Annotated in this window: 19 protein-coding genes; 6 read left to right on the top strand and 13 right to left on the bottom strand. The window is 31.8% G+C overall.

The genetic code is table 11. From position 1 onward, the window contains the following. Position 1 precedes the first annotated feature (1 nt). The 6 genes from ABW636_RS00680 to ABW636_RS00655 all read right to left on the bottom strand — a co-directional run bounded on the left by ABW636_RS00680 (position 2) and on the right by ABW636_RS00655 (position 9,651). A complete protein-coding gene (locus tag ABW636_RS00680; protein WP_367588019.1) occupies positions 2-2,482 on the bottom strand; it encodes a TonB-dependent receptor in 2,481 nt (826 codons plus the stop codon). A gap of 1,020 nt (positions 2,483-3,502) precedes the next feature. Further along, on the bottom strand, positions 3,503-5,356 hold the full coding sequence (locus tag ABW636_RS00675; RefSeq protein ID WP_367588018.1) for a YfiR/HmsC family protein: 1,854 nt from the start codon (positions 5,354-5,356) through the stop codon (positions 3,503-3,505). After that, positions 5,353-8,064 carry a TonB-dependent receptor gene (locus ABW636_RS00670; protein ID WP_367588017.1) on the bottom strand — a complete coding sequence of 904 codons (2,712 nt, stop codon included), beginning with the start codon at positions 8,062-8,064 and terminating at the stop codon, positions 5,353-5,355. The genes ABW636_RS00675 and ABW636_RS00670 overlap by 4 nt, the downstream gene beginning before the upstream one ends. An 89-nt stretch (positions 8,065-8,153) precedes the next feature. Continuing rightward, positions 8,154-8,561 carry a response regulator gene (locus ABW636_RS00665; RefSeq protein WP_367588016.1) on the bottom strand — a complete coding sequence of 136 codons (408 nt, stop codon included), beginning with the start codon at positions 8,559-8,561 and terminating at the stop codon, positions 8,154-8,156. After that, positions 8,527-8,979, bottom strand: a complete 453-nt coding sequence (locus tag ABW636_RS00660) for a response regulator (RefSeq protein WP_367588015.1) — start codon at positions 8,977-8,979, stop codon at positions 8,527-8,529. Before ABW636_RS00660 ends, ABW636_RS00665 begins: the two co-directional genes overlap by 35 nt. Before the next feature lie 252 nt (positions 8,980-9,231). Next, complete coding sequence (locus ABW636_RS00655; RefSeq protein ID WP_367588014.1) at positions 9,232-9,651, bottom strand: response regulator; 420 nt, start codon at positions 9,649-9,651, stop codon at positions 9,232-9,234. Positions 9,652-9,913: 262 nt separating this feature from the next. Between ABW636_RS00655 and ABW636_RS00650 the strand changes: the two genes are divergently transcribed. Then, complete coding sequence (locus tag ABW636_RS00650) at positions 9,914-11,101, top strand: hypothetical protein (RefSeq protein ID WP_367588013.1); 1,188 nt, start codon at positions 9,914-9,916, stop codon at positions 11,099-11,101. After that, a complete protein-coding gene (locus ABW636_RS00645) occupies positions 11,101-12,132 on the top strand; it encodes a metal-dependent hydrolase (RefSeq protein WP_367588012.1) in 1,032 nt (343 codons plus the stop codon). Before ABW636_RS00650 ends, ABW636_RS00645 begins: the two co-directional genes overlap by 1 nt. A 63-nt stretch (positions 12,133-12,195) precedes the next feature. Here the strand turns inward: ABW636_RS00645 and ABW636_RS00640 are convergent, their stop codons facing one another. The 5 genes from ABW636_RS00640 to ABW636_RS00620 all read right to left on the bottom strand — a co-directional run bounded on the left by ABW636_RS00640 (position 12,196) and on the right by ABW636_RS00620 (position 15,425). Further along, positions 12,196-12,696, bottom strand: coding sequence for a DUF1761 domain-containing protein (locus ABW636_RS00640; RefSeq protein ID WP_367588011.1), 501 nt, complete (start codon positions 12,694-12,696; stop codon positions 12,196-12,198). Between the two features lie 53 nt (positions 12,697-12,749). Next, on the bottom strand, positions 12,750-13,313 hold the full coding sequence (locus ABW636_RS00635) for a LysE family translocator (protein WP_367588010.1): 564 nt from the start codon (positions 13,311-13,313) through the stop codon (positions 12,750-12,752). 78 nt (positions 13,314-13,391) lie between these two features. Next, positions 13,392-13,988: an SCO family protein gene (locus ABW636_RS00630; RefSeq protein WP_367588009.1), complete on the bottom strand. Its 597-nt coding sequence runs from the start codon at positions 13,986-13,988 to the stop codon at positions 13,392-13,394. A 73-nt stretch (positions 13,989-14,061) separates the two neighbouring features. Next, positions 14,062-14,628 carry a toxin-antitoxin system YwqK family antitoxin gene (locus ABW636_RS00625; RefSeq protein WP_367588008.1) on the bottom strand — a complete coding sequence of 189 codons (567 nt, stop codon included), beginning with the start codon at positions 14,626-14,628 and terminating at the stop codon, positions 14,062-14,064. 2 nt (positions 14,629-14,630) lie between these two features. Then, positions 14,631-15,425, bottom strand: a complete 795-nt coding sequence (locus ABW636_RS00620) for a YHYH protein (protein ID WP_367588007.1) — start codon at positions 15,423-15,425, stop codon at positions 14,631-14,633. Between the two features lie 1,048 nt (positions 15,426-16,473). Here ABW636_RS00620 and ABW636_RS00615 point away from each other — a divergent pair. Genes ABW636_RS00615 through ABW636_RS00605 form a run of 3 tightly spaced genes read left to right on the top strand, consistent with a single transcriptional unit; the run spans position 16,474 to position 20,001 of the window. Beyond that, positions 16,474-16,962: an acyl-CoA carboxylase biotin carboxyl carrier protein subunit gene (locus ABW636_RS00615; RefSeq protein ID WP_367588006.1), complete on the top strand. Its 489-nt coding sequence runs from the start codon at positions 16,474-16,476 to the stop codon at positions 16,960-16,962. A gap of 51 nt (positions 16,963-17,013) precedes the next feature. After that, complete coding sequence (accC, locus tag ABW636_RS00610; RefSeq protein ID WP_367588005.1) at positions 17,014-18,456, top strand: acetyl-CoA carboxylase biotin carboxylase subunit; 1,443 nt, start codon at positions 17,014-17,016, stop codon at positions 18,454-18,456. Positions 18,457-18,459: 3 nt separating this feature from the next. After that, complete coding sequence (locus ABW636_RS00605; protein ID WP_367588004.1) at positions 18,460-20,001, top strand: acyl-CoA carboxylase subunit beta; 1,542 nt, start codon at positions 18,460-18,462, stop codon at positions 19,999-20,001. Positions 20,002-20,366: 365 nt separating this feature from the next. On the opposite strand, the gene ABW636_RS00600 is transcribed toward ABW636_RS00605, so the two are convergent. Together ABW636_RS00600 and ABW636_RS00595 are read right to left on the bottom strand one after the other, a co-directional pair. Continuing rightward, positions 20,367-20,516 carry a hypothetical protein gene (locus ABW636_RS00600; RefSeq protein ID WP_367588003.1) on the bottom strand — a complete coding sequence of 50 codons (150 nt, stop codon included), beginning with the start codon at positions 20,514-20,516 and terminating at the stop codon, positions 20,367-20,369. Between the two features lie 138 nt (positions 20,517-20,654). Further along, positions 20,655-22,274, bottom strand: a complete 1,620-nt coding sequence (locus tag ABW636_RS00595; RefSeq protein ID WP_367588002.1) for a vitamin K epoxide reductase family protein — start codon at positions 22,272-22,274, stop codon at positions 20,655-20,657. Between the two features lie 695 nt (positions 22,275-22,969). Between ABW636_RS00595 and ABW636_RS00590 the strand changes: the two genes are divergently transcribed. Beyond that, positions 22,970-23,326: a hypothetical protein gene (locus tag ABW636_RS00590; protein ID WP_367588001.1), complete on the top strand. Its 357-nt coding sequence runs from the start codon at positions 22,970-22,972 to the stop codon at positions 23,324-23,326. Positions 23,327-23,535: the final 209 nt, after the last annotated feature.

The raw sequence follows: 23,535 nt of genomic DNA, 5'->3' as shown, positions 1-23,535 counted from the left end.
CTTAGTTCTTTTCTATATATTTTAAATTAAATTTATCGGGATCTGTATAATTCAATGACTTTTTAAGGTAAAAATCAATAATCTGTGTAATCATGTACAATTGCACCTCTTGCTCGCTTTTATCCTGATCTACCATCTTAAAAATGTTATCCTTTTCGAGCTCCATCACTTCTTTTAAAAATTGATCAGGGTTTTCTATCTTTTCTATGGTATTGTAACTCTGGATAATGGGTAATGTCCAACGATGCCCTATCAAACGTGCCAATGCTACTTCAGAATTTTTTTGTAACTCAACATAACGTGTTTGAAGTGCTTCTGAAACAGTCTCGCGTTGCTCTTCTGTTTTATTGTGCAGACTATGGTTATCTACCGCTATTTTTGCTTTTACAAAGGCTTTTTCGAAGGCATAATCCAAACGTAACATATCTTTGCGAAGCTCCTGTAACATATCAAATACTAACTGATGGTACCCTGCCAGAAAGTCTTCATAACTATACAATTCTTTTAAGAAAGTAAGCGCTTTCTCCTTGTATTCACTCGATTTTTTCTCGTCTACGACTTCTAATCGAAGTATGGTAAGTTCTTCTTTTTTATATTCTGGAATGTGATCAAAATGTGTATGTTTTTGAATATTTGCCAATTTAACATCTATCTCATCCATAGTTCCCTTATACAAAGAGTCTTTGTATCTAAATTGTAGAATTTCTATTCCTTTAGACTTTCTCTTTTTCGGTTTCTTGACTTTTGGTTTTCTTGGTTTTTTAGTAAACTTAAGCTTGGGGTTAAAGCTATCAAAAGTATAGTTATACCCAAATGTTGCTGTAAAATTCTCTGAGGATGATGTAGTAGCGTTTCTAAATTGAGTAAGAAAATTGAGCCTAAAATTATGCTTCTTTTTATACGTATAAGCTCCTCCTAATCTTACATTGGTAACATCTCCTTGTTTTTCTCCGTTATTATTGCTTTGGTTATAACTTATAGAGCTATTTGTTTTTAACTTTTTATCAAAAAACTGCTTTCTTACAGAAACCGATGGCCCAAAAGTGGTACTATTATTTGTACCTATGGTATTATAATTTACGTTAAGTGCCGCAGCAATGCTAAGGTTTAATGTTGGATATCCCAAAGTATACGATGTACTTCCGTTATAGAAATTAGAGTTTCCGCCTTCTGTTGTTTGTCCCCCTTGCTTGTTTAATGAATTCTGATAAGATAACGCTATATTGAAATTATCTTTTCTAGTCTCGGTATCTCTAAGAATATAATTGGCATTAAGGTTGGCATTTTGAGATATTTGCTGAAAATCTAAAGTGTCCAGATTGTCTGTCTGCGATACCTCATTGATGTAATCAAATTGGTTTTTGATATTGGTATACGACTGAAAATTAGAATACCCTCCTGTTATACTTAACTTCTCTGAAGCATTATAACCAATAGTCACAGCACTAACTACTCGTTGTAATTGTGTGCTTTTGTTATTCTCCAGATCGTCTCTTTGCAAACCTGCGTTAAAAGATACGTTTACTTTATCCTGAAACAAGTTTTGTGTTGCATTAAGTGTAATATTTTCTAAATCATTATTAAAGAAATAGGCACCCAGTGTTCTATAATCAGGATCTATATACTCATATCCCACTCCAACGGTTCCTTTTGCTATAGGATAAGTAAAACCTACATTATACGCTTTATAGTGTTGGGTAGTAATATTGTTATCTATAAATGAAGACAATACAGACGATGTATATTCTTCTTCTGTAGCTTCTGTATTTTCTGTAATTGCAGACGATGCATATTCTGCCCTTAGTTCGCCTTTATCAAAAAGTTTTACGTTTCCTTCTAAACTAACAACCAAATTATCTTTTGGATACAGTTCTTTTTCTACTGGAACAGGGTTTTCTATAGAGTTTTTATCATCAGAGGCTTTGAAAAATATCGCGCCAACCGAAAATTTTTCAAAACTGTAACTAGTTTTTAAACCATATCCCGACCTTTTATATCCGGGGTTAGAAGAAGGGTCACTTTCTACATATTCTGATGCTTTAAGCAATCGACCATACATGGCACTAATTTTTAAATCTTCATTTGGAGTAAGATCTACTCCAAGCCCAGTAAACTGATGACCACTTAATGTATAAGGAGAAAAAGTCATATTTACGTCTCCAATATGCGTAGTAACCCATTTATAAGAAGGGTGAATGCTTAGTCTATTAAATTTAAAAGGATTAGAGTTTTGAAATTCCTGATTAGAATACGAAAATGAAAAAGGAATATTGTAGACACCACTGATGTTCAGGTTAACATTACCTGACAAAAAATAGGTAAAAGGTTCCCTATTCGCATCTCCTTCATAAAAAACCGTATTTGCTGCCACTCCTCCTGTTAGTTTAAATAGCTTTGCTTTTCCGATCTGACCAAGATCCTGACAAAATGCTATGGTTGAGAAGCAAAAAATAAAAATGTAATAGAATATTTTTAGAATCAAAGAGCTATATTTTTCTGATTAAAGCTTAGGAAAACTTCTTTTTTAAAAGAAAATATCTAAAACTATTTTAAATTAAACTTCTTACTTTTTTATCAAGTAAGTCTATTGTTTAAGCTTTATACAGAAACATACTAATTTTAAAAAACGCATGCACTATTTTGGGGTAATAACACGTTCAACTAATTAAGAGGATACTATGAATTAACTATTCTAAAAAACTTGGCAATTTCTTGCAACCTTTAGTATACATTCTAGTAAAAATCCTTCATTTAATATCCATAGGTTCATTTAAACTGATACTATATTGATCTTTTTAGTTTGGGGTATCAAAACCATACATTTAAACAATTTCGTTACTTTTTCTACTTCAAAGTAACTACTCAATTGATTTTTATGCAACATTTCTTTACATTTTATTTAACATTTATATCGATATTCCAGAATTTCGAGCTCTATCTACTTGCCTTACTAGTAATGGATTATCTTTGAAAGATACCATATAGCCTATGTTTTAACATAATTTGAGCAAAATTAACTACAACTCATGTCTAAACGGACAAAAAATGTTAAAATACAATCATACTTAGGATAAAAATGCTTTAAAAACTGTACATGCCACTATTTTTTAATTGAAAAAAGTTATGTCATGAGCATTTGGTAAACTGTAGAAATAGCTTCCAAAAAGTTTCTTTGTCCAATTTACATATACAATATTAACACAAAAGAAGCCTCTCAATATTCATAAAAAACATCTGTTTTCACAATATCATTATACTTCTTAAAACATTTAATACTTTAATTGATAATTGCATGTAAGTATCAAATGATTTGTACGACTACAGTATTAACCTATCAAATAGTTTAATAAAACATTCGTTAAGAAATTAATAGTGCTTTATTTATATATACGGGAAATGTTATAATCCAAAATTAGATTAGCCAAAAATTTTGAATTTACCCCGGGTATTTAAAATAAGGAAAGGAGATATAAAAAAATATCTCCTTATCTTATTTATACTTTTAGGTAATTGTGTTTTCTGTTCTGTTAAATGGAATTGTAAAATAAAAAATACTCCCTTTACCTTCTATAGAAGATAACCATATCTTACCACCATGGGATTCTACAATTTTTTTACAATGAGCCAACCCAATTCCAGTACCTTCATATTTATCTCGAGAATGTAACCTTTGAAAAATGGCAAATATTCGTTCTTGATGATTTTGGGGTATTCCTATTCCATTGTCTTGTACAGAGAACTCCCAGAAACCTTTTGAATCATTTTCTTGATCTTGTTTCTTCTTGCATAAGATATCTATATTTGGAACAGTATCTTGATGGCGAAACTTAATACCATTGCTAATCAAGTTTTGAAAAAGTAAACGCAATTCTATCTCTGCACCAGTCACAACAGGTAAGTCTTTAAAATTAATGCTTGCTCCTGTTTTTTCTATTCTATTTTTTAAATCACTTTTTAAATCCTCTATAATCACATTACAATCGACCGCTACATAGTCTTTACTTCTACCCAATCTTGAATATTCTAGTAAAGCATCTATCAATTTTTTCATTCGTACACTCGCGTCTTTTATAAAAGTTAAGCTGGTTTTTCCTATTTCATCAAACTTTTCGTTATAATCTTGAGTAAGTAAATCTATAAAACTGGAAATGGTATTAAGTGGTTCCTGAAGATCATGACTTGCGATATAAGCAAATTGTTCTAATTCTCTATTTTTAGCTTCTAATACCACAGATTGCTTATAAAAAGCCTGATTTTTAATTGCTAATTCTTTATTATACTTCTTCTTATTTTGATACCCTCTATAAATAAAAAAACTAAATCCAAATGCAAGTGTGGCCAAAGCGATTAACAACAAACTTATTTTTTCCTGACTTTTAATTTTTACATCCTGTTCATTTAAAACTTTCTCTTGTTGTTTGATTTTATCCTTTTGTTTTTCAAGAAATTCTTGTTGTTCTTTTATTTCTCTATTGCTTTCCTGAATTTGTTCTTGCTGTTTTTCAATATATGTTATTTGCTCCTTTATATTATTTTCTAACTCTCTCTCCAGCGCAAGTCTTTCTTCGTATTTCTTTTTCTGAAATTCGTTTTGAGTGTAAAGCTTCTTTATTCTTTTATTACGTTCATTAATTTCTCCCTCCTTAGAATAAATTTTTTCTAACTGCCCTGTTATAGTATCCTTCTGATATTGTATTTGTCGTTCTTTATCTTTTAATTTGGCTTCTTGCTTAGTCTTATCTTCTTGAATTTTACTTAGCGTCTTTTCTGTAAATTGGTAGAGTCGTTTCCATTTTTCTGCAGATGTAATGGCATATTTTTTTAAGGAAGGAACCACAGTAAACCTCTCTTGTTCTATTCTTTCGATATTAATTTCATATTCAAAAGAATCTCCAACATTTACCATATTAATCATTGAAGTATTAAAATTATAATCTTCACTAATTAACAAAATATTTTTACCTAGTATTTTATCCAGAAGATATTCTATACTATAACTATACTTATTATTTACATATAATAGTTGTACATTTTCTACATCATTTACATGTTGTAGACGAATAACCTTTACAGGTTTACCATGAATTTTTCTCCTCTGCGCTATAGTCCTAAGGTCTAGTATGGTTTTATCGGGGCCTAAAACACCTATTTTAAAATCTTTTTTAGATTTAAGATTTTCCCAACCAACTTGCTGCGCAAAATTGAAAATAAATATAGCCCTCTGTAACCTTTTTACTCCTTCTTTATCTGCTGTTTTTGATGTTTGTTGAGCAAAAGAAAAAACCATGGTTATGCAACATAACACTAATGCTATAAAGTGTTTTTGTATGGCGGATATATGAATATACTTTATCATAATCTTAGTAATAATCTTACATAATAATTTGCTCCATTTACACCAAATTGTTGTACCCTTCTACTGTAGATGAAATTACCATCTTCTGTATTAGCACTGTGCTTGTGTTTATCGGGGTATATATTGAAAATATTATTACCCCCCAATGTACATTTCACATAATCATTAACTTGATACGAAACGGCAACATCTGTTACTATTTTTGGAGTAAATGTTTGATCACGGGTTTCTATATTTCCTGTAAAATCATTAAGTACCCAATTTGTAGTGTTACCGTCATCTGGATGTATAAATTTCACATCTCCAAACAAGGTGTTGATAACCTGAAACTTAAGCTTCTCAAAATCATACGACATTAATGCATTCATCTTATAATTTGGTTGGGCAGACTCTACTCTTGCTATTTCTTCTCTATTAAACAAAACATTTTCTTGTCCTCTTAAGGCTTCAGAAACTTTAATAGGTCCTTTTACTTTTGTTCTCGTTATATTAGCACCAATAGAAGCATTGAACTCTCCTTTACCTAATGTTTTTTTAAAGAAAAGTGTCATATCTACCCCAGAGGTTTCTGAATCTATTGCATTAGTAAAGAATTGCGCAGCTCCAACATTAAATGGCTCTAATATATCTTCATACCCTTCTGCAAATTGACCAGAAAGTACTATTCGATCTTCTATAGAAATTAAATAGTAATCAAAACTAAACGTGATGTTATCTCCAAACCTACTGCTAATACCAGCACTTAAATGATTTGATAACTCTGGTTTTAAATTTCCAATTTTAAAAGCTCCCGAAGTTACAGCACTTTCATTATTAAAAGTTCCTACCTGCACACTTTCTCCATTAATAAACTGTGTACTTATATTTTGAAAATACACCTGATGTAGAGACGGTGCTCTAAATCCTGTAGAAAATCCTGTTCTAATCGTAATTCCATCTTTTATTCTATACCTACCTGATAGTTTCCAGATAGCTTGCCCTCCAAAATCATTATACAATTCATATCTAGCAGCTCCTCGAAGCAATAATTTATTAGTTAAATTAGCTTCGATATCTATATACCCAGAACTATTTGTTCTAAAACGACTTAACTCATTTTCTGGTCTAAAACCAGGAAACACCTGTGATCCCACAACTCGAGGTAGTTCAGTCCCCTGAGGTGTTACATAAGTACTACCCCCATTAGTATATGAAGCTTCTTCTCCTGCAATAATCTCATAATTCTCTATTCTAAGTTCTGCCCCAAAAGCAATATTTACACCACTAAGCCAATCAAATGTTCTTGAAAGATCAAGGTTTGTCGCATTTTGTTGATATAAAAAACCTCCTGTATAAAAAGTTTTGGGAGATGTGATTCCTAATGACGCATTATTCGAATTGTTAACTGTATAATCTAATCTATTCACGGCAATAGAATGGCTAAAATCTACATTCCAGTTATTTTTTACTCCTTTAATTCCTCCTGTAATCACATCATCCTGTATATCAGTAAGTATTTCTGGAGAAAATCCATGTGGAAAAAGTTCTAAAACCACTTTGTCCTGATCTTTAGGAAAACGATAAAAGCCTTTTGACGTACCTTCTCTATAATTTCTACTAGCTTGCAGGTACAATGAGGCATTACCAGACAAAGGAATACCGCCATTAAGTGAGAGTGCAATATTCTGAGTTTCGGAGCTTCCTATCTGCATGACTTGCTTTCCTGTATATCCAGTTCTTTGAAAAAAATTATTCTCTACAATTTGCACTTGATCAATCGCATTATCATTAGAATAGACATTACCAGTATAGTCCCCTGCTCTATTTATAGATCTTCTATCTCTATATTCTGCTGTTACATTCATATACCCTTCTTTCCCAACTTTTAAGCCAAAATTTGCCGCAGCATAGATATTGGTCCCGTCTCCTTCTGTATTCGTTCCTATTCTACTATCCAATTGGATAATTTCTGTTTGTTTTTTTAAGATAATGTTTATAACCCCTGCAATAGCATCAGACCCATATTGTGGTGTTGCTCCATCCCTAAGCACTTCTATTCTTTCAATTGATGCCACAGGAATAGCATTAAAATCGGTCCCTACAGACCCTCTTCCTACAGTACCATTTACATTTAATAAAGAACTACTATGTCTTCGTTTTCCGTTAACCAGCACCAATACCTGATCCGGGCCTAATCCTCTTAGCGTAGCAGGATCTATATGATCAGTTCCATCTGCTATAGTTTGCGTAGTCGAATGAAAGGAAGGGATTAAATAATGTAATATATGACTTAATTCTACCTGGGGCGAACTGGTAAGTTGTTGTGGCGAAATAATATCTACCGCAGCAGTATTTTTTAATGATGACTTTGGTTGGGCTCTTGATCCTAAAGAAACGGGTTGATCTATAGAAAACCCTGTTTCTAATAAGAAATTTACTTTTAAAGTATCCCCTTTTTTTACAGAAACAGCTTTGGAAAGGGGTGTATACATTACAAAATCAGAGGTAATTATATAATCTCCTTTATCTACACTAAATTGATAATAACCATTAACATCTGTTGTTGTACTCTTATTTGTACCCTTAATAAATACCTTTGCACCCGGTAAATTGCCAAATTGATCTGTTACATTACCACTTATAATAGCTTTGGATTGTGACCAACTTACCTGACAATTACAGTAAAACAAAACAAGTACTAAACATATTTGACACTGTGTCTTAAGCATATAGAACGTTTTTCATAAATGCATACTCCTAGATGTTTGCAAAAATAGTACTATATATTTCTAATCCCTATTAAAGTGCTCTAACTTCGTTAAGAAAAATCATATTCTTCATATAAATACTCCTCGACTACCTTTGTAATCAATTCTTTTGTTAAATGCTTAGGACTATGTGTAATTATATCTGGCATTTCTTCTGCCATTTTTTTATCACCATTTATCAATTCTGCTCCAATCATCAAAACTATTTTAGATTTTTTAAATTCACTACTTAGTTTTTGATAAGCAGTTAAAAACTCCCAGCCATTCATAACCGGCATATTTATATCTAAAAAAATAACCGAAGGAAATATTCCTGACTTGATATAGTCTAATGCTTCTTCTCCATTTTTTGCTATCAAGATTTCATCTGCATATCCCGTTTTCTGGATCATCATCTTGTTAAAAAAATTAGTTGCCTCACTATCATCTACTAATAGAAATTGTTTTGTTTTTCCCATGTTTAGCTATTGTACAAAAATACTTTTCTAATGCATTGTCTAGTAATTTAAGAGATAAAGGTTTATTCAAAAAATCTAGTACCAAACTATGCTTTTCTGCTTTCTCTATTTCTTTTTCATCATCAGAGGTTGTTAACATAAAAATGCCAACTCCATCTGTTATTTTATTACCAAACTTTACAAACTCTTTTAAAAACTCCCATCCGTTCATTCCTGGCATATTAATATCCAAAAAGACCAGACTTGGTTTATTTTGCTTCCCTTCGTTGACTTCTTTAAAATATTCTAGTGCTTCCAATCCACTAGTAACTGTAGAGACATTGCCAAGGTCACCATATTTCTCTATAATCATTTTATTAAAGAAATTGGTAGGTTTATCATCATCTATTAATAATACTTGAAGTATTGATAATTTCATTTGATTGTTTTTTGATCGACAAAATTTGTCTACAAATATTATCGTTGGTTACAAATAAATATGAATAATTTTATCATTATTACATACTAACAAATGAAATAAAACAATATTAAATCAAACTAGAAAATGAAAAACCAAACCGCGAAATTACGACAAAAAACATAATTCAACGGTAAAACACTTTTTATTCTTACATAATCGTAAGATAGTATTATATTTTGATAAAAAATAACAAGAAAATTTATAAATATTCTAATGAACCTCGCTTCTAAAATGATTTTTTAACACATCATTTAATAAATCAATTGATAAAGGTTTGTTGATAAAATCATCTACAGAATGATTTTTTGCAAAAGCTTTTACATCATCGGGGTTGGATGATGTAGACAATAATATAATTTTTATACCATCGGTAACTTTTGGATTCAATTTAGAAAACTCTAGTAAGAATTCCCACCCATTCATTGCAGGCATATTAATATCCAAAAAAATAAGGTCTGGTTTGGTTTCTAAATTATTTTCTACAGCAGTAAGATATTCTAAAGCTGCTAAACCACTTTGCACTTTATTTACCTTGTAGAAACTTTCGTGTTTAGAAACTACTCTTTCGTTATAAAAATTTGTAGCCTTGTCATCATCAATCAACAAGACACAATGCACCAATGTATTCATTTACTTCCCAATTACGGTCAAAGAAAATAAACTTATTTGAAATTATCATTACAAAATAAAACTTTATGAATAGGTTTTCGTTCAAAAACATTTATTCTACGGTCAAATGTACTTTATTACCATCTTTTTAAAATGTTAAAACCATAAAACAATCCGATAAAACAATGATTTTTGACATTCTTTTACTAATCACTACAAAAAATAAGCGTAATTTTGAGTAGCCTAAAATTATAATCGATAAGAAATTAGGTCACTATTATCTATGTCAGACAGAACAAACAACAACAATATCGCTCCTTTAAAATATACTTTTTATACAAATACCAAAGATATCCCAGCTATTGATTGGAGTTTTATAAACCTTAAAAATAATATTTTTCTATCCTTACCTTATCTAAAGGCTCTTGAGGATACGTTGTCTGAAACAATTCAATTTAGGTATATTTTATTTTATCAGGATAAAACTCCTGTAGGCTTTGCCACTGCTCAACTTATTAAGTTTAATCCTTCTTTACTAAACTTTCAAGAATTTCCTTGTAAAATAAGTGATACTATTAAAAAAAAACTTATTAATAATATAGATGTTAAAGTACTCGTTTGCGGTAATATGTTCTCTTGTGGTGAGCATGGTTTTGTATACAATACCAGTTATGTATCATCCAAATTGGCATTCAAAAGTTTATCTGATGCTTTGCGTGAAATTAGAAAATCTGAAAACTCTACAAAACCATCTTTTATATTGCTAAAAGAGTTTTGGCCAGATTCATACGATCATAGTGATTATATCAAAGAATTTGATTTTAGAGAATTTAAAATTGATGTAAATATGGTACTTCAGTTAGATCCAAAATGGACTACTTTTGAAGACTATATTAACAGTATGCGAACAAAATTTAGGACGCGAACAAAAAAGGTTTTAAAAAAATCTAAAGATGTTGTTGTTAAAAACTTCACTGTAGAAGACATTGCAACTTATACCGATCAAATAGACAGATTATACCTTTCTGTAATTGATAAAGCTGATTTTAAGATTGGTAAACTCAACGCTTCTACATTCAAAAGTCTAAAAAATACCTTACAAGAGACATTTATTTTTAAAGGATATTTTATAGAGCAAAAACTGGTTGGGTTCATGACTGCTTTTTTTACAGATAATCTTATTGACGCAAATCATATTGGGATTGATTATGATTACAATAAAAGTCATGCTATTTATCAAAAAATGTTATATGATTATGTAGATCTTGCGATTACAAAAAATGCAGATGAACTTAGACTAGGTAGAACCGCAGAAATTATAAAAAGTTGTGTAGGAGCTAAACCGGTAGAGATGAAATTATATGTACGCCATGGTAATTCTATTTCTAATACACTATTAAAGCCATTAATAGAACTAATTTCACCAAGTGAATACGAAATTAGAAACCCTTTTAAACTCCTGATACAATAATGGATTCATTAACTCAAATTGTATTAGGTGCCGCGGTGGGTGAAGCTGTTCTTGGCAAAAAGGTGGGTAACAAAGCAATATTATGGGGTGCAATTGCAGGAACCATTCCTGATTTGGATGTATTAACGAAGTTATTCGTTGATAATGTTACTGCCAATGAAGTACATCGAGGTTTTTCTCACTCAATCCTTTTTAGCATCATAGCAGCTCCTATATTTGGCTGGTTGATCGCCAAAATATACAAACATAAAGAGGCCAACTGGAAAGATTGGACCAAACTTATGTTTTTAGGATTATTTACCCATCCAATACTTGATGCCTTTACTACCTGGGGAACCCAGTTATTTTGGCCATTTAGATATAAGGTATCATTCAAAAATATTTTTGTAGTTGACCCTCTTTATACACTACCATTTTTGATTTTTCTCATTTTGGCAATGTTTTATAAACGCACTGACCCTAGGAGAGAAAAATTTAACAAACTAGGGCTATTCATAAGTAGTGCATATATGGTCATTACATTAGGAATAAAATGGTATACTTATACCGTATTTCGATCTAATCTAGAAAAACAACGTATTGGTTATAAAGAGATTCAAACAAAACCTACTCCCTTAAATAGTATTCTATGGTCAGCTAATATCGAAACCCAAAATTCTTTTTTGATAGGCTATTATTCTTTATTGGATAAAAACGATAAAATTAGTTTTAAAGAGTTTCCCAAAAATCATCATTTATTAGGGGAAATGAAAAATGACCCACTTATCCCTAGATTGATCAAGCTTTCTGAAGGATGGTATACTATTGAAAAATTATCTAATGACAAACTTTTATTTAACGATTTACGGTTTGGCCAATTAGGTATCGATGAAAAAAACAATAGGTTTGTTTTTAGTTATGAGTTATTTTATAATAAAAATGGCGTACTTACAGCAGTTGAGAGCGAACGTAAGATGAATGAAGCTTCTCCTCTACTCAAAAAATTATTTGCGCGTGTATTAGGAAACAAAGAACAACCTTCGAGTTTATAAAAAAAGATGGTTTGTTTAAACCATCTTTCTTCTTATATATATTTCTGTTCTAAGGGTCAAAATTTATGCAAATTGACATAGCACACCACCCATAAGCGCAATGCATACGACCCAATATCCTGCATTAACTGCAATATATTTAAATCCTTTTCTTTCAAACAAACTATTGGTTGCCAGAACAGGCAAAGCAATTAACAATCCAACCATAGCCCCGTGCAAGGCTCCATGCCCAAAGTCCCTAAAGTTATTGCCATATTTTGCCATATAATCTTGTGAAAACTTATAGGCTTCAGAACCAGGTTCGTTCCATCCTGGTTCGCTCATAATACTAGAGAAAAAACCAAATTGATGAATTACTATAGTATTTAACATAAAAGCAAGAAAAAAGCTAAACACATATGCCAAAATAAAAGTTATTGCCATATTTCCTCCTTTTAAATCTTCTTCTGTAAACCCACAAGCATTCATCCAGGCAGTGCCAAAAACTTTTGGATTATACCAGATAAATCCAAGTATCATAGGGACTAGTGCTGCTAAAGCAGTAATCAAAAAATTGAATTCCATATTTGTTAAATTTTATTGTTGTTTCTCAAATATAGTTAATTCTGTTTTTAGATTTACCAAACAAAAACCAACAATCGAATAGAAAAAAGAATCAATACCACACCGGTTATCTTAAAAAATACGGCTAGTCTTTTGACAGAAATAAACCTTTGCAACTTTTTAGATAGAAAAACTTTTGTCATATCTGTTATAAATATTGCCACTAATACCGCTATTATATATGTCACAAATGAATGATTTGCCACATATTTATGCTGACCATACTTAAACACTCCAATCCACACCAAAAACACAAAAGGATTAAAAAAATTAACACTAAACCCTCTCATAAAAAAGGAGAGGATATCTTTAGATGAAATTGAAATAGTATGTGTAACGGTAGCTTTTTTAAACAAATAATGAACTCCTAATCCAAAAAGAATGATACTTCCAATAGCAGCTAACCACACTTGGTTTTGCGATATGGTTAAAAAAGAAGAAAAGCCATAGTAGCATAATAAAACACAAACGACATCACTAATAATTATCCCTAAGGCTACTGATATTCCTATTTTTACTCCATATTGAAGCGTACTATTAAGCAGTAAAAAGAAGACGGGTCCTATAAAAATGATCATACTCAACCCTATTATAAAACCTTCTATAAAAGACATTAAAAAACACTCAAAAATTAAATCCTGGTAAATATAGGTAATCTATAATTTTTGATATTCTTTTTTAAGAATTTCTATATGGCGAATTAACCGTTTTACATCCAGAGCAATGGTACCATTATACACTCCTCTAATGTATCCTTTTTTATCTATAAGAATAAAATTTTCGGTATGAATAAAATTGTTTTCGTCCTGAGTTTTAACAAAATCTTCATCTGCAAAGTACCCTTTTCTTGCTATTTCATAAATTTCATTTTTATCGCCAGTAACCAAATTCCATTTTTCGAGATCAACCTCATTCCTTATTGCATAATCCTGTAATACAGGTACCGAATCATGCCAGGGCATTACCGTATGTGATAATAACTTAATATCATTATCAGTTTTATACGTTTTCTGCAAATAAAGCATGTTTTTGGTAAGTTGTGGACATATTCCAGGGCAAATTGTAAAGAAAAAATCTGCCACATATATTTTATCTTTATAGGTCTCATTAGTAACTGTATCACCTACTTGATTTATAAATGAAAATGCTGGTATTTTATGTTTATTCATCAAGTCTGATGTTGAAAACCAATGTGGTGTAAAACTTGAAGATACAAAATAAGGTAACTTTTGCACAACTGCTTCTTCCTTCATTTCTTTTTGCTTTTTACAAGAAAAAATAAAACACAGTATAGCTATTATAAATAACAAATATTTCATGATACAATTAATATATCTTTATAGAATCTTTCTTTATGGTATAACATTTTTTTAGTCCAATCAAACCAAAACGCTCACCATTAATTACTTCGTAATTTGCACGAATTGCGCCATTAGAGCGAAACATTTGTTGTCGCCCCGCTTCTTTTCCAGAAGTATAATTAAAATCTCTTAGTAACTGTCCATTAGTATACCATTCTTTTACAGTACCATCATACCTGCCTTCTTTATCAAAATGATATTCAAATTTAGAACTGCCATCTGGCCACCATCCCCTATGAACATCTATTTTAACTCCTTTTGAATATGTTCTATGCGTTTGTAAAACTCCATTATTATAGTACACCTCTTCGACTCCTTCTTTTTTACCATTAAGATACTTTACCTCAGATTTTAATTCTCCGTTTTGATAATACCCCTTTAGGCTACCGGTAAGCGGTTTTTCATTGTAAAGTAGTTTCCCATTAGAAAGAGATAAGCTTGCATCTCCTACTATCACCGTTTGATTAGGTACATCTGTTCTACAGCTTAACAAAAAAAGAATTATGGCAAATAGTCTATAAAACTTAAACATTTTTAGTTTGTTATATTTCCAGGAGTTCCAAAAAATCCATTACCGTTAATGTAAGGATCTTCAGAAGTAATATGGTAATGATAAATACCATTAGGAAAATCTGCAGTTACACCTACATGACCATGATAATCATCAAGATCTGCATTGGTGATTTCATCACCATTCTCTATAGGACCATACACAGGAAAACCATCGGCCAACAAACCCAGAAAAGTATCATTTCCAAATTTATTGGTCAGATACACAGGTTCTTGATGATAATGATACCCGCCTTGTTGCTGAGGATGTCCTAAATACTGATCAAAAGAATTAATCTCAGAAGTTAACGGCTGATTATTAGGCCCTGCATATTGATTGTAAAAAACAACTCCATTTACTGCAAGTCCCATAGTTCCTAGTGCCGTTGCTTCCTTATTTGATGCTTCTGCAGGATGTAAGGGAATGGTTATAGTAATATTCTGGGCTGCAATTCTATTAGGGTTTAAATTAAAACTTGTATTACTACCATTATAAGCTTCATACAAACTACTCTCCCACTCTGTATCCAAATAATAAGGTGATTTATGATCTGGTAAATCGTTGGTCGTAAAAATTACATTACCTCCGCTAATTTCATATGACAAACCAGCTGCGCTAAACTTTGTCAAAATCGGAGTTATATCATAATCTGAAGCTTCTGTATCTGGATTTGTTTCATTAGTTGCAGACGAATCATCATCGCCAGAACACGCTATGAACACACAGATTAAAATTAGCAAAGTAGTTATTTGTGTAGAAAATTTTGGGGACTTTTTCATAAAATAATATTGATTTGGTTATTACATGTTTAGTTAGACTCCATCATTCACAAAAGGTTTAATGAACTCTATTTTTTTATAAATTAGTAGAAGATAACTATTTATAAACACATAAAAAAATACAGTAAGTAAACGGGTGTACAACAAATTTCCCTTATTGAAAATTTCACGTTCAAATCAATAGGTATTAAAAAACATCCATCCCTTTACCAACACAGCTTCTCGCTCACAACTAGCGCTGTGTCGTCTTCCAAAAGAAGGGAGTAAGAAAGCCTCCCTTTCGAAATAAACATAGAGACTGTTCATTAAAGTGCATCATAAAGATTCAACTATATAACTTTGTGACATTATAAAAAAAGAAGTGACACACTTTATTGAACACTACCCTTTAGGATCAATCCTCACACCAACAATTAGCTTTACATCACTTGCGTAACAATCCTCACACCAATAATTGGCTTTACATCACTTGCGTAACAATCCTCACACCAACAATTGGCTTTACATCACTTGCAGAACAATCCTCACACCAACAATTGGCTTTACATCACTTGCGGAACAATCCTCACACCAACAATTGACTTTACATTACTTGCGGAACAATCCTCACACCAACAATTGGCTTTACATTACTTGCGGAACAATCCTCACACCAACAATTGGCTTTACATTACTTGCGGAACAATCCTCACACCAACAATTAGCTTTACATCACTTGCAAAAATTTTTATCCAAAACAAATTTGCTAATGATAGATCAAAGCTACCGTTATACTATTCTTAAAGTAAATATCCCTAAGACAAGCCCAGAGGAAGTCAACTACCTCAGAGCAAACTCGAGGTATCCAGCGGAAAAACAGTTTTTACATTTCGAAGTAAACCTCAGATTCCGCTAAAAAGTGAGATAAGTTTAACGATCTATTTTGAATGCATTGCTACGCAAATTTTCAAAACAGTATTTCATTAAAAAAATACAATAATTAAACTCCCAATTATTATCTGGTCATTTTAATATTTATATTTATCGTATAGATTAAATATTCATACCTATGAGTAGTACGTATAATGTCAAGGTCAATTCCCTTTCTGAATTTGAATTTACAGAACAAGATATATCCGAGATGGATATTATCAAGGACTCAAATTCAAGTTACCATTTGATTCATAACCATCAATCCTATCAGACGAAAATAGTAAAGCGTGATTTTGCTTCGAAGAAATATACCATCAGCGTTAATGGTAATTCCTATCAGGTTGCTATACATGATATTTTGGACATGCAAATCAAAGAAATGGGATTTTCATTAGGTTCATCAAAACAAATACATCAAATCAAAGCACCTATGCCAGGGTTATTACTAGATGTTCATGTTAAAATAGGACAACAAATTAAAGAAGACGACCCACTATTCATCCTTGAAGCCATGAAAATGGAGAATAGTATTTTATCCCCTAGAGATGGAGTCATTAAATCCATTTCTGCGGTTAAAGGTACTACGGTGGATAAAGGCGAGTTGCTAATTGAGTTCGAAAAATAAGAACCTTAACAATATACACACAATACCATCAAAACATTTATAGCCAACTGTATGAAAAAAATATTGATAGCTAACAGAGGTGAGATAGCAGTTAGAATTCTTAAAACAGCTCACCAGATGGGCATTAAAACAGTAGCCATCTACTCTGCTGCTGATCGGGATGCACCACATGTAAAACTTGCTCATGAAGCAGTTTATATAGGAGAAGCTCCTTCTAATCAGTCCTATTTATTAGGTTCTAAAATCATTGAGGTAGCCAAACAATTAAATGTCGATGCAATACACCCAGGGTACGGTTTTTTAAGTGAAAATGCTGATTTTGCAAAAAATGTCGTAGCAAACAACCTTATTTTTATAGGGCCAAAACCAAAAGCTATACAAATCATGGGTAGCAAATTAGCAGCCAAAGAAGCTGTAAAAACCTATGATATTCCTATGGTACCTGGAGTAGATGAAGCGATTACAGATATATCCAAAGCTAAAAATATTGCAGAAAAAATTGGGTACCCTATATTAATCAAAGCATCTGCCGGCGGTGGTGGTAAGGGCATGCGTATCGTAGAAAAGGAAGTTGATTTCGAATCACAAATGCAACGAGCAATTAGTGAAGCAACTTCGGCATTTGGTGATGGATCTGTATTTATCGAAAAATATATTGCTTCTCCGCGTCATATAGAAATTCAAATAATGGCAGACAGTCATGGCAATATTATACATCTTTTTGAGCGAGAATGTAGTATACAAAGACGACATCAAAAAGTGGTAGAAGAGGCTCCTTCTATAGTGTTAACATCAGAATTACGTACCAAAATGGGGCAAGCTGCTATCAAAGTGGCAAAAGCCTGTGATTATCTAGGAGCTGGAACCGTGGAGTTTCTTTTAGATGAAAATCACAATTTTTATTTTTTAGAAATGAATACTCGATTACAGGTAGAACATCCTGTTACAGAACTAATCACGGGTATTGATCTTGTCGAGCTACAAATAAAAATTGCCAAAGGTGAACATTTGCCAATACAGCAAAAAGATCTGCAAATCAAAGGACACGCATTAGAGTTACGCATATATGCAGAAGATCCCTTAAATGATTTCTTGCCTAGTGTTGGGCAGCTTAACAAATATCAGATCCCCTCTGGCGAAGGTATTCGAGTAGATAATGGTTTTGAAGAAGGAATGCATATTCCTATCTACTATGATCCCATGTTGGCAAAACTTATTACCTATGGTAAAACTCGTGAAGAAGCTATAGAACTTATGATAACGGCTATCGATAATTATAAAATAGAGGGCGTAGAAACGACACTTGATTTCGGAAAATTTGTATGCAAACACGAAGCCTTCTATTCTGGAGATTTTGACACCCATTTTGTAAAAAAATATTTCACCCCCGAAGTGATACAAGAAATATCCCATAAAGAAGCAGAAATTGCTGCTATTATAGCATTAAAGCAATATTTTAATGACCAGGAAAAGCTTCGTTTACCAATACACTAAACTATGGATTCTAAAATAAAGACGTTACAAGATAAAATTAATCAAGCAAAATTAGGAGGCGGCAAAAAAAGAATAGAACGACAGCACCAAAAGAAAAAACTTACAGCAAGAGAGCGTATCGATTATATACTAGACGAAGGTTCTTTTGAAGAAATAGGAATATTAGTTACTCATCGTTCCACCGATTTTGGAATGGATAAAGAATTGTATTATGGAGATGGTGTTGTAACAGGATATGGTACTATTGCAGGTCGATTGATATATATATATGCGCAGGATTTTACAGTTTTTGGTGGTGCTTTATCAGAAACCCATGCCGAGAAAATTTGTAAAATTATGGATCATGCTATGAAGGTAGGAGCCCCTATTATAGGTCTAAATGATTCTGGCGGAGCTAGAATTCAAGAAGGTGTACGTTCTTTAGGTGGATATGCCGATATTTTTTACAGAAATGTGCAAGCATCAGGGGTAATTCCTCAAATTTCGGCAATTATGGGGCCATGCGCTGGAGGAGCAGTTTACTCTCCTGCCATGACCGATTTTACCTTAATGGTTGAAGATACAAGTTATATGTTTGTTACTGGCCCTAATGTAGTAAAAACAGTTACCAATGAAGAAGTAACTTCTGAAGAATTAGGAGGTGCAAGTACACATGCAACCAAATCTGGCGTTGCTCACATAACCTCTGCCAATGACATAGAATGTCTTGAAGATGTAAAGAAGTTGTTAAGTTACCTACCTCAAAACAATACTCAAAAGCCATCTGCAACTCCTTATTCTCTAAATGATGAAATAAGAGATCAATTATCTGATATTATTCCTGATAGTGCCAATAAACCATATGATATGCATGCCGTTATTACTGGTATTATTGATCATGATAGTTTTTATGAAATCCATCAAGATCATGCAGAAAATATCATCGTTGGTTTTGCGCGTTTAGGAGGAAAAAGTGTCGGAATTATTGCCAATCAACCTATGTTTTTGGCCGGAGTCCTCGATGTAAATAGTTCTAAAAAGGCGGCTCGATTTACACGTTTTTGCGATTGCTTTAATATTCCGTTATTAGTTTTGGTAGACGTCCCAGGGTTCTTACCTGGTACAGATCAGGAGTGGAATGGGATTATAGTACACGGTGCTAAATTATTATATGCGCTAAGCGAAGCCACAGTGCCCAGAATTACCGTGATTACCAGAAAAGCATATGGCGGAGCCTATGATGTAATGAATTCTAAACACATAGGAGCCGATCTAAATTTTGCATGGCCCTCTGCAGAAATTGCCGTAATGGGCGCCAAAGGTGCTAGTGAAATTATTTTTAAACGTGAAATTCAGGCAGCAAAGGATCCAGAAGTAAAGCTTTCTGAAAAAGAAGCCGAATATGCCGAAAAATTTGCTAACCCTTATCGCGCAGCACAACGAGGTTTTATAGATGAAGTTATCTTACCAAAAAACACTCGACGTAAATTAATTAAAGGGTTTAGTATGTTAGAAAACAAAAAAGTAAATCACCCCAAAAGAAAACACGGTAACATTCCTTTATAATATAAATAAAACCTCTATGGTCTATAAAACACCATAGAGGTTTGCAAATCACATCGACTTTCGAAATAATATGAATACATAGTTTTTACTTAATAAAGTGATAAACTATATAGATATCTGTAACTATTTTTCAAGTTTCTGAACTATCAAATCTCTTTGCTAAAAATGCGCTTCGTAAATGATATGAATAACTTTCATACGGGATATCTTTGTAAAAACTTATATAGTCAACTACCTCGGAGCAAGCTCATGAGGCATCCAGTGGAAAAACAGTTTTTATTTTTCGAGGCAAGCCTCGGAGAATTAAACTCCACAATGTGGATTAAAATTACACTGAATCAAATCGTTTGATGTACATAAAACTTTTAGTGATTGTAACCATCACAAGTACAATCAGTACAGTCATATTTAAACCTAAGAAAAGGATAATCTTCTAACCAATCTGCACGCTGAGCCGGAGTTCCGCAGCAAAATCCTTCTGGAGAAGGTACACCCCCACCTTTTAGAGTGCGCATTTGTGTTCGATTTAATGATTGAAATGATGAGTCAAAATTGTTATTTTCCATTTTCATTTATTTGTGATTAATTAAATAACCTTTTTTACACAATGGTAGGGTAAGATCTCACACCCTTTTGCTTGGCCAAACAAAATCTTATATTTCTTCAAAAATGATTTTTTCTTTAGGGAGTTGGTTATTATATATGCTTTCTGATAATTCTGGGATTATGGCTGCTAGGTTTTCCAGAGTATACTGATCTGGTAACAGGTACCCATTTACAAAAATTGTAGGAGTTTTTTCTATTCTAGATTCATGTAACCAATTAAAAAATGCTTCTTCTGTTGCTTTGTCCTTTTCAATAACATCATTCTTTTTTAAAGGGTATAGAAACATAAATTTTTTTAAGTTCATTAAATCATACCAATCAGACAACATTTCTAAAGTAATATCGACCGCATTAACTTTTCCTTCAATATTTTTTAACCAATAACTTATTATATAATCGGTTGCAGTAATATCATGATAACCTTCTTTATTATTCAATACAAATCGAAATGACACCTGCAGTTTTTCTGGATATGTTAGTAATAATTCTTCAAGTATCTTATGTTGTATTTTACATGGTTCACAATACAAATTGCTCACCATTAGAACTTTAATTGGTGCTGTAGCATTACCCAAAACTATCTCCTTAAGAATGGGATTTGTTTTTATTTTTCTTTGTTTCTGAAGTAAAAACTTAAAAACGGTTACCGATTCGAAAATACGCTTATAATCATACAAACTCAACCTACTATCTCTTAATTCTTTATGGCCGTTTTTAATCAATACGGTAGAAGATAACAAGCTAATAAAGATTAATAATGATGCAACCAATGCCAGTGGTTGTATACTTGTATTTTCAAAGCTTACAGAAGTGTTAAAACTATACATCACCAATTGGAGAATCAAAATGGCATTAATAACAAGGCATAATTGACACCATGTTTTGGCCGTGAAATATTGATAATATAAAGAGAATAAAATAATAGGGCCTGTTATGAAACCAACTATTGGTAGAATATAATATGAAACATCAAAATAGTTAGAAGAACCAATTAATATGATCTGAAAACTAAAATAAGTAAATACAAGGTCCGAAAGTTTTACTTTTCCGAAAATCTGGGCGGTTTTTGAGTTTAGCACCTGATCGCATCCAGATTTTTTACCTTTTACTGTTTGACAAAACTTTTCTACTACAATGTTTTCAATACCCAAATCTTTTGTAAGCAATAAATAACCTGTAATACTACCAACAATAGCACTTAAAAGTAATAAAGCCTCATCCCATTCTAAATGATACGTCGTTTTAGATATAAGTAGCAAACCAAAAACCGAAATCAATAAAAATGATATCATTCTTTTGGTTAAATTTTCTTTTCTTAGAACATCTTCATTTTTTTGTGTTCTTACCCCCCGCTCGGGGAATATTTTTATAACCGTACCATTCCAACCTTTTAATTTTTCTTTTTGTTTATGTAAGCTTTTTTTATTTTTTACAAAAACTAAATCTCCTTCTTCGCTCTCGAGATGTAAAATATAGGGGAACTCTAAGCCGATTAAGTCTGTTTTATTTATCTTTCCTATACTACAGGATATGGAAAGTCGCTCTAACACGTCTGCAATGCATAAAATCGAAGGAAAATTAGCATTCGAAACTATCAAATCTTCTAGATACCTACTAGCAATATTTATGCCTTGATGTTTCAGATATTTATGGACTATCTTATGCATTCTTATATTCATTTGTTGGTTTCAAATGTATAGAATGAAAAAAACAACCTTCCCACCCAAAAAGGGTGGTATTTGTAAAAATTGTGTTTTAGTAGTACTAGGTAAGACTACTATAAACTTAGTGAAATATCAATATTTCATACTAGCTGAAATATGGTGAAATATGTTACACCACGCTTTATTAATACTTTTGAATCATCAAAAAACAAGATTTTTATCTAACAACAATTAATCAAAAATTAAAAATTATGAAACAATTCAAAAAAAGATTCGAAGGAATATTGAAGTTTTTAGCAACACTTCCGGGAGCATCAAGCCACGCAATTCATAGATAAAAAATAATTGATACCATATGAAAATATAATTACTTAGAAATTTTACTTTAAAAATAGATAAATACATAGCCTATATCTATATAAGCCATTCTTCCAGAGGTATGGGGTACTTCTGGAGTTTGGTTTTTCCGTTTTATAACTTACTACGGTAGTATTTTTATGCTTAATTCTTGTACATGAATATAGTTTATGTTTTGTATAAGTACATTTTTCAGGCCACTAGAAGCATGATTTTCTTTATATTAAAACATTTTTGTTATTACAATAAAGGAATGCTTCTTTTATTTTATTTTGAATATCAAATTTTAGATTTTAAATTGGTCATAAAATTTATCTTTCAAAGTAAATTGTTACCCCATTATGAGTAATCGAAAGACCACGAAATATGCTATCTATGCAGTTGCGGTGTTATGTGCTGCACTGATCAACGAATTTATAATCAATTATGTAAAAAAACGTATCAATCAAGAAGGGTATCTTTTGGTGCTTATAGATATGGCCATCGTTGTTCTAATTTTTGCCCCTACTTTTGCAATAGTATCAGAATACACAAAAAAACTCTCTAAAGCATATATAAAAACATCGAAAAAAGTTTCTACTAATAAAAATGGAACATTACTTGGTTTTACTGTAGCTATCATTATTCTATTTATTCTTTTTGCTTATCTGCGACATAATATAAATGTAATTAACGATTTGAAGCAATTGATCCCTTAATTTTACTATTATTAAAATTATTTAAAAAATTCAAGACATTATAAATGAAACGATTACATTTCAAAACTAAGGTAAACAAAGAACATTTTACTCTAGTAAATTTAAAGTATCAATTGTGTAGTCAACTTCTTATTATAACAAACAACAATACACTCTAAAAAAAGAGTGTATCGTATAATTACTAAAAAAACAGTCATCTAGTAAAATAA

The organism is Aquimarina discodermiae (assembly GCF_040786235.1).
Lineage (GTDB): Bacteria > Bacteroidota > Bacteroidia > Flavobacteriales > Flavobacteriaceae > Aquimarina.
The sequence above is the reverse complement of the archived record's forward strand: the minus strand, read 5'-3'. Positions and strand labels throughout refer to the sequence as shown.

Excerpts from the sequence above, each read along its gene's own strand:
- ABW636_RS00625 (WP_367588008.1), bottom strand. The coding sequence starts at position 14,628 with ATGTTTAAGTTTTATAGACTATTTGCCATAATTCTTTTTTTGTTAAGC.
- ABW636_RS00605 (WP_367588004.1), top strand. The coding sequence starts at position 18,460 with ATGGATTCTAAAATAAAGACGTTACAAGATAAAATTAATCAAGCAAAA.
- ABW636_RS00645 (WP_367588012.1), top strand. The coding sequence starts at position 11,101 with ATGGATTCATTAACTCAAATTGTATTAGGTGCCGCGGTGGGTGAAGCT.
- ABW636_RS00615 (WP_367588006.1), top strand. The coding sequence starts at position 16,474 with ATGAGTAGTACGTATAATGTCAAGGTCAATTCCCTTTCTGAATTTGAA.
- ABW636_RS00670 (WP_367588017.1), bottom strand. The coding sequence starts at position 8,064 with ATGCTTAAGACACAGTGTCAAATATGTTTAGTACTTGTTTTGTTTTAC.
- ABW636_RS00595 (WP_367588002.1), bottom strand. The coding sequence starts at position 22,274 with ATGCATAAGATAGTCCATAAATATCTGAAACATCAAGGCATAAATATT.
- accC (WP_367588005.1), top strand. The coding sequence starts at position 17,014 with ATGAAAAAAATATTGATAGCTAACAGAGGTGAGATAGCAGTTAGAATT.
- ABW636_RS00635 (WP_367588010.1), bottom strand. The coding sequence starts at position 13,313 with ATGATCATTTTTATAGGACCCGTCTTCTTTTTACTGCTTAATAGTACG.
- ABW636_RS00650 (WP_367588013.1), top strand. The coding sequence starts at position 9,914 with ATGTCAGACAGAACAAACAACAACAATATCGCTCCTTTAAAATATACT.
- ABW636_RS00630 (WP_367588009.1), bottom strand. The coding sequence starts at position 13,988 with ATGAAGGAAGAAGCAGTTGTGCAAAAGTTACCTTATTTTGTATCTTCA.
- ABW636_RS00665 (WP_367588016.1), bottom strand. The coding sequence starts at position 8,561 with ATGGGAAAAACAAAACAATTTCTATTAGTAGATGATAGTGAGGCAACT.
- ABW636_RS00620 (WP_367588007.1), bottom strand. The coding sequence starts at position 15,425 with ATGAAAAAGTCCCCAAAATTTTCTACACAAATAACTACTTTGCTAATT.
- ABW636_RS00675 (WP_367588018.1), bottom strand. The coding sequence starts at position 5,356 with ATGATAAAGTATATTCATATATCCGCCATACAAAAACACTTTATAGCA.
- ABW636_RS00590 (WP_367588001.1), top strand. The coding sequence starts at position 22,970 with ATGAGTAATCGAAAGACCACGAAATATGCTATCTATGCAGTTGCGGTG.
- ABW636_RS00655 (WP_367588014.1), bottom strand. The coding sequence starts at position 9,651 with ATGAATACATTGGTGCATTGTGTCTTGTTGATTGATGATGACAAGGCT.
- ABW636_RS00600 (WP_367588003.1), bottom strand. The coding sequence starts at position 20,516 with ATGCGCACTCTAAAAGGTGGGGGTGTACCTTCTCCAGAAGGATTTTGC.
- ABW636_RS00640 (WP_367588011.1), bottom strand. The coding sequence starts at position 12,696 with ATGGAATTCAATTTTTTGATTACTGCTTTAGCAGCACTAGTCCCTATG.
- ABW636_RS00660 (WP_367588015.1), bottom strand. The coding sequence starts at position 8,979 with ATGAAATTATCAATACTTCAAGTATTATTAATAGATGATGATAAACCT.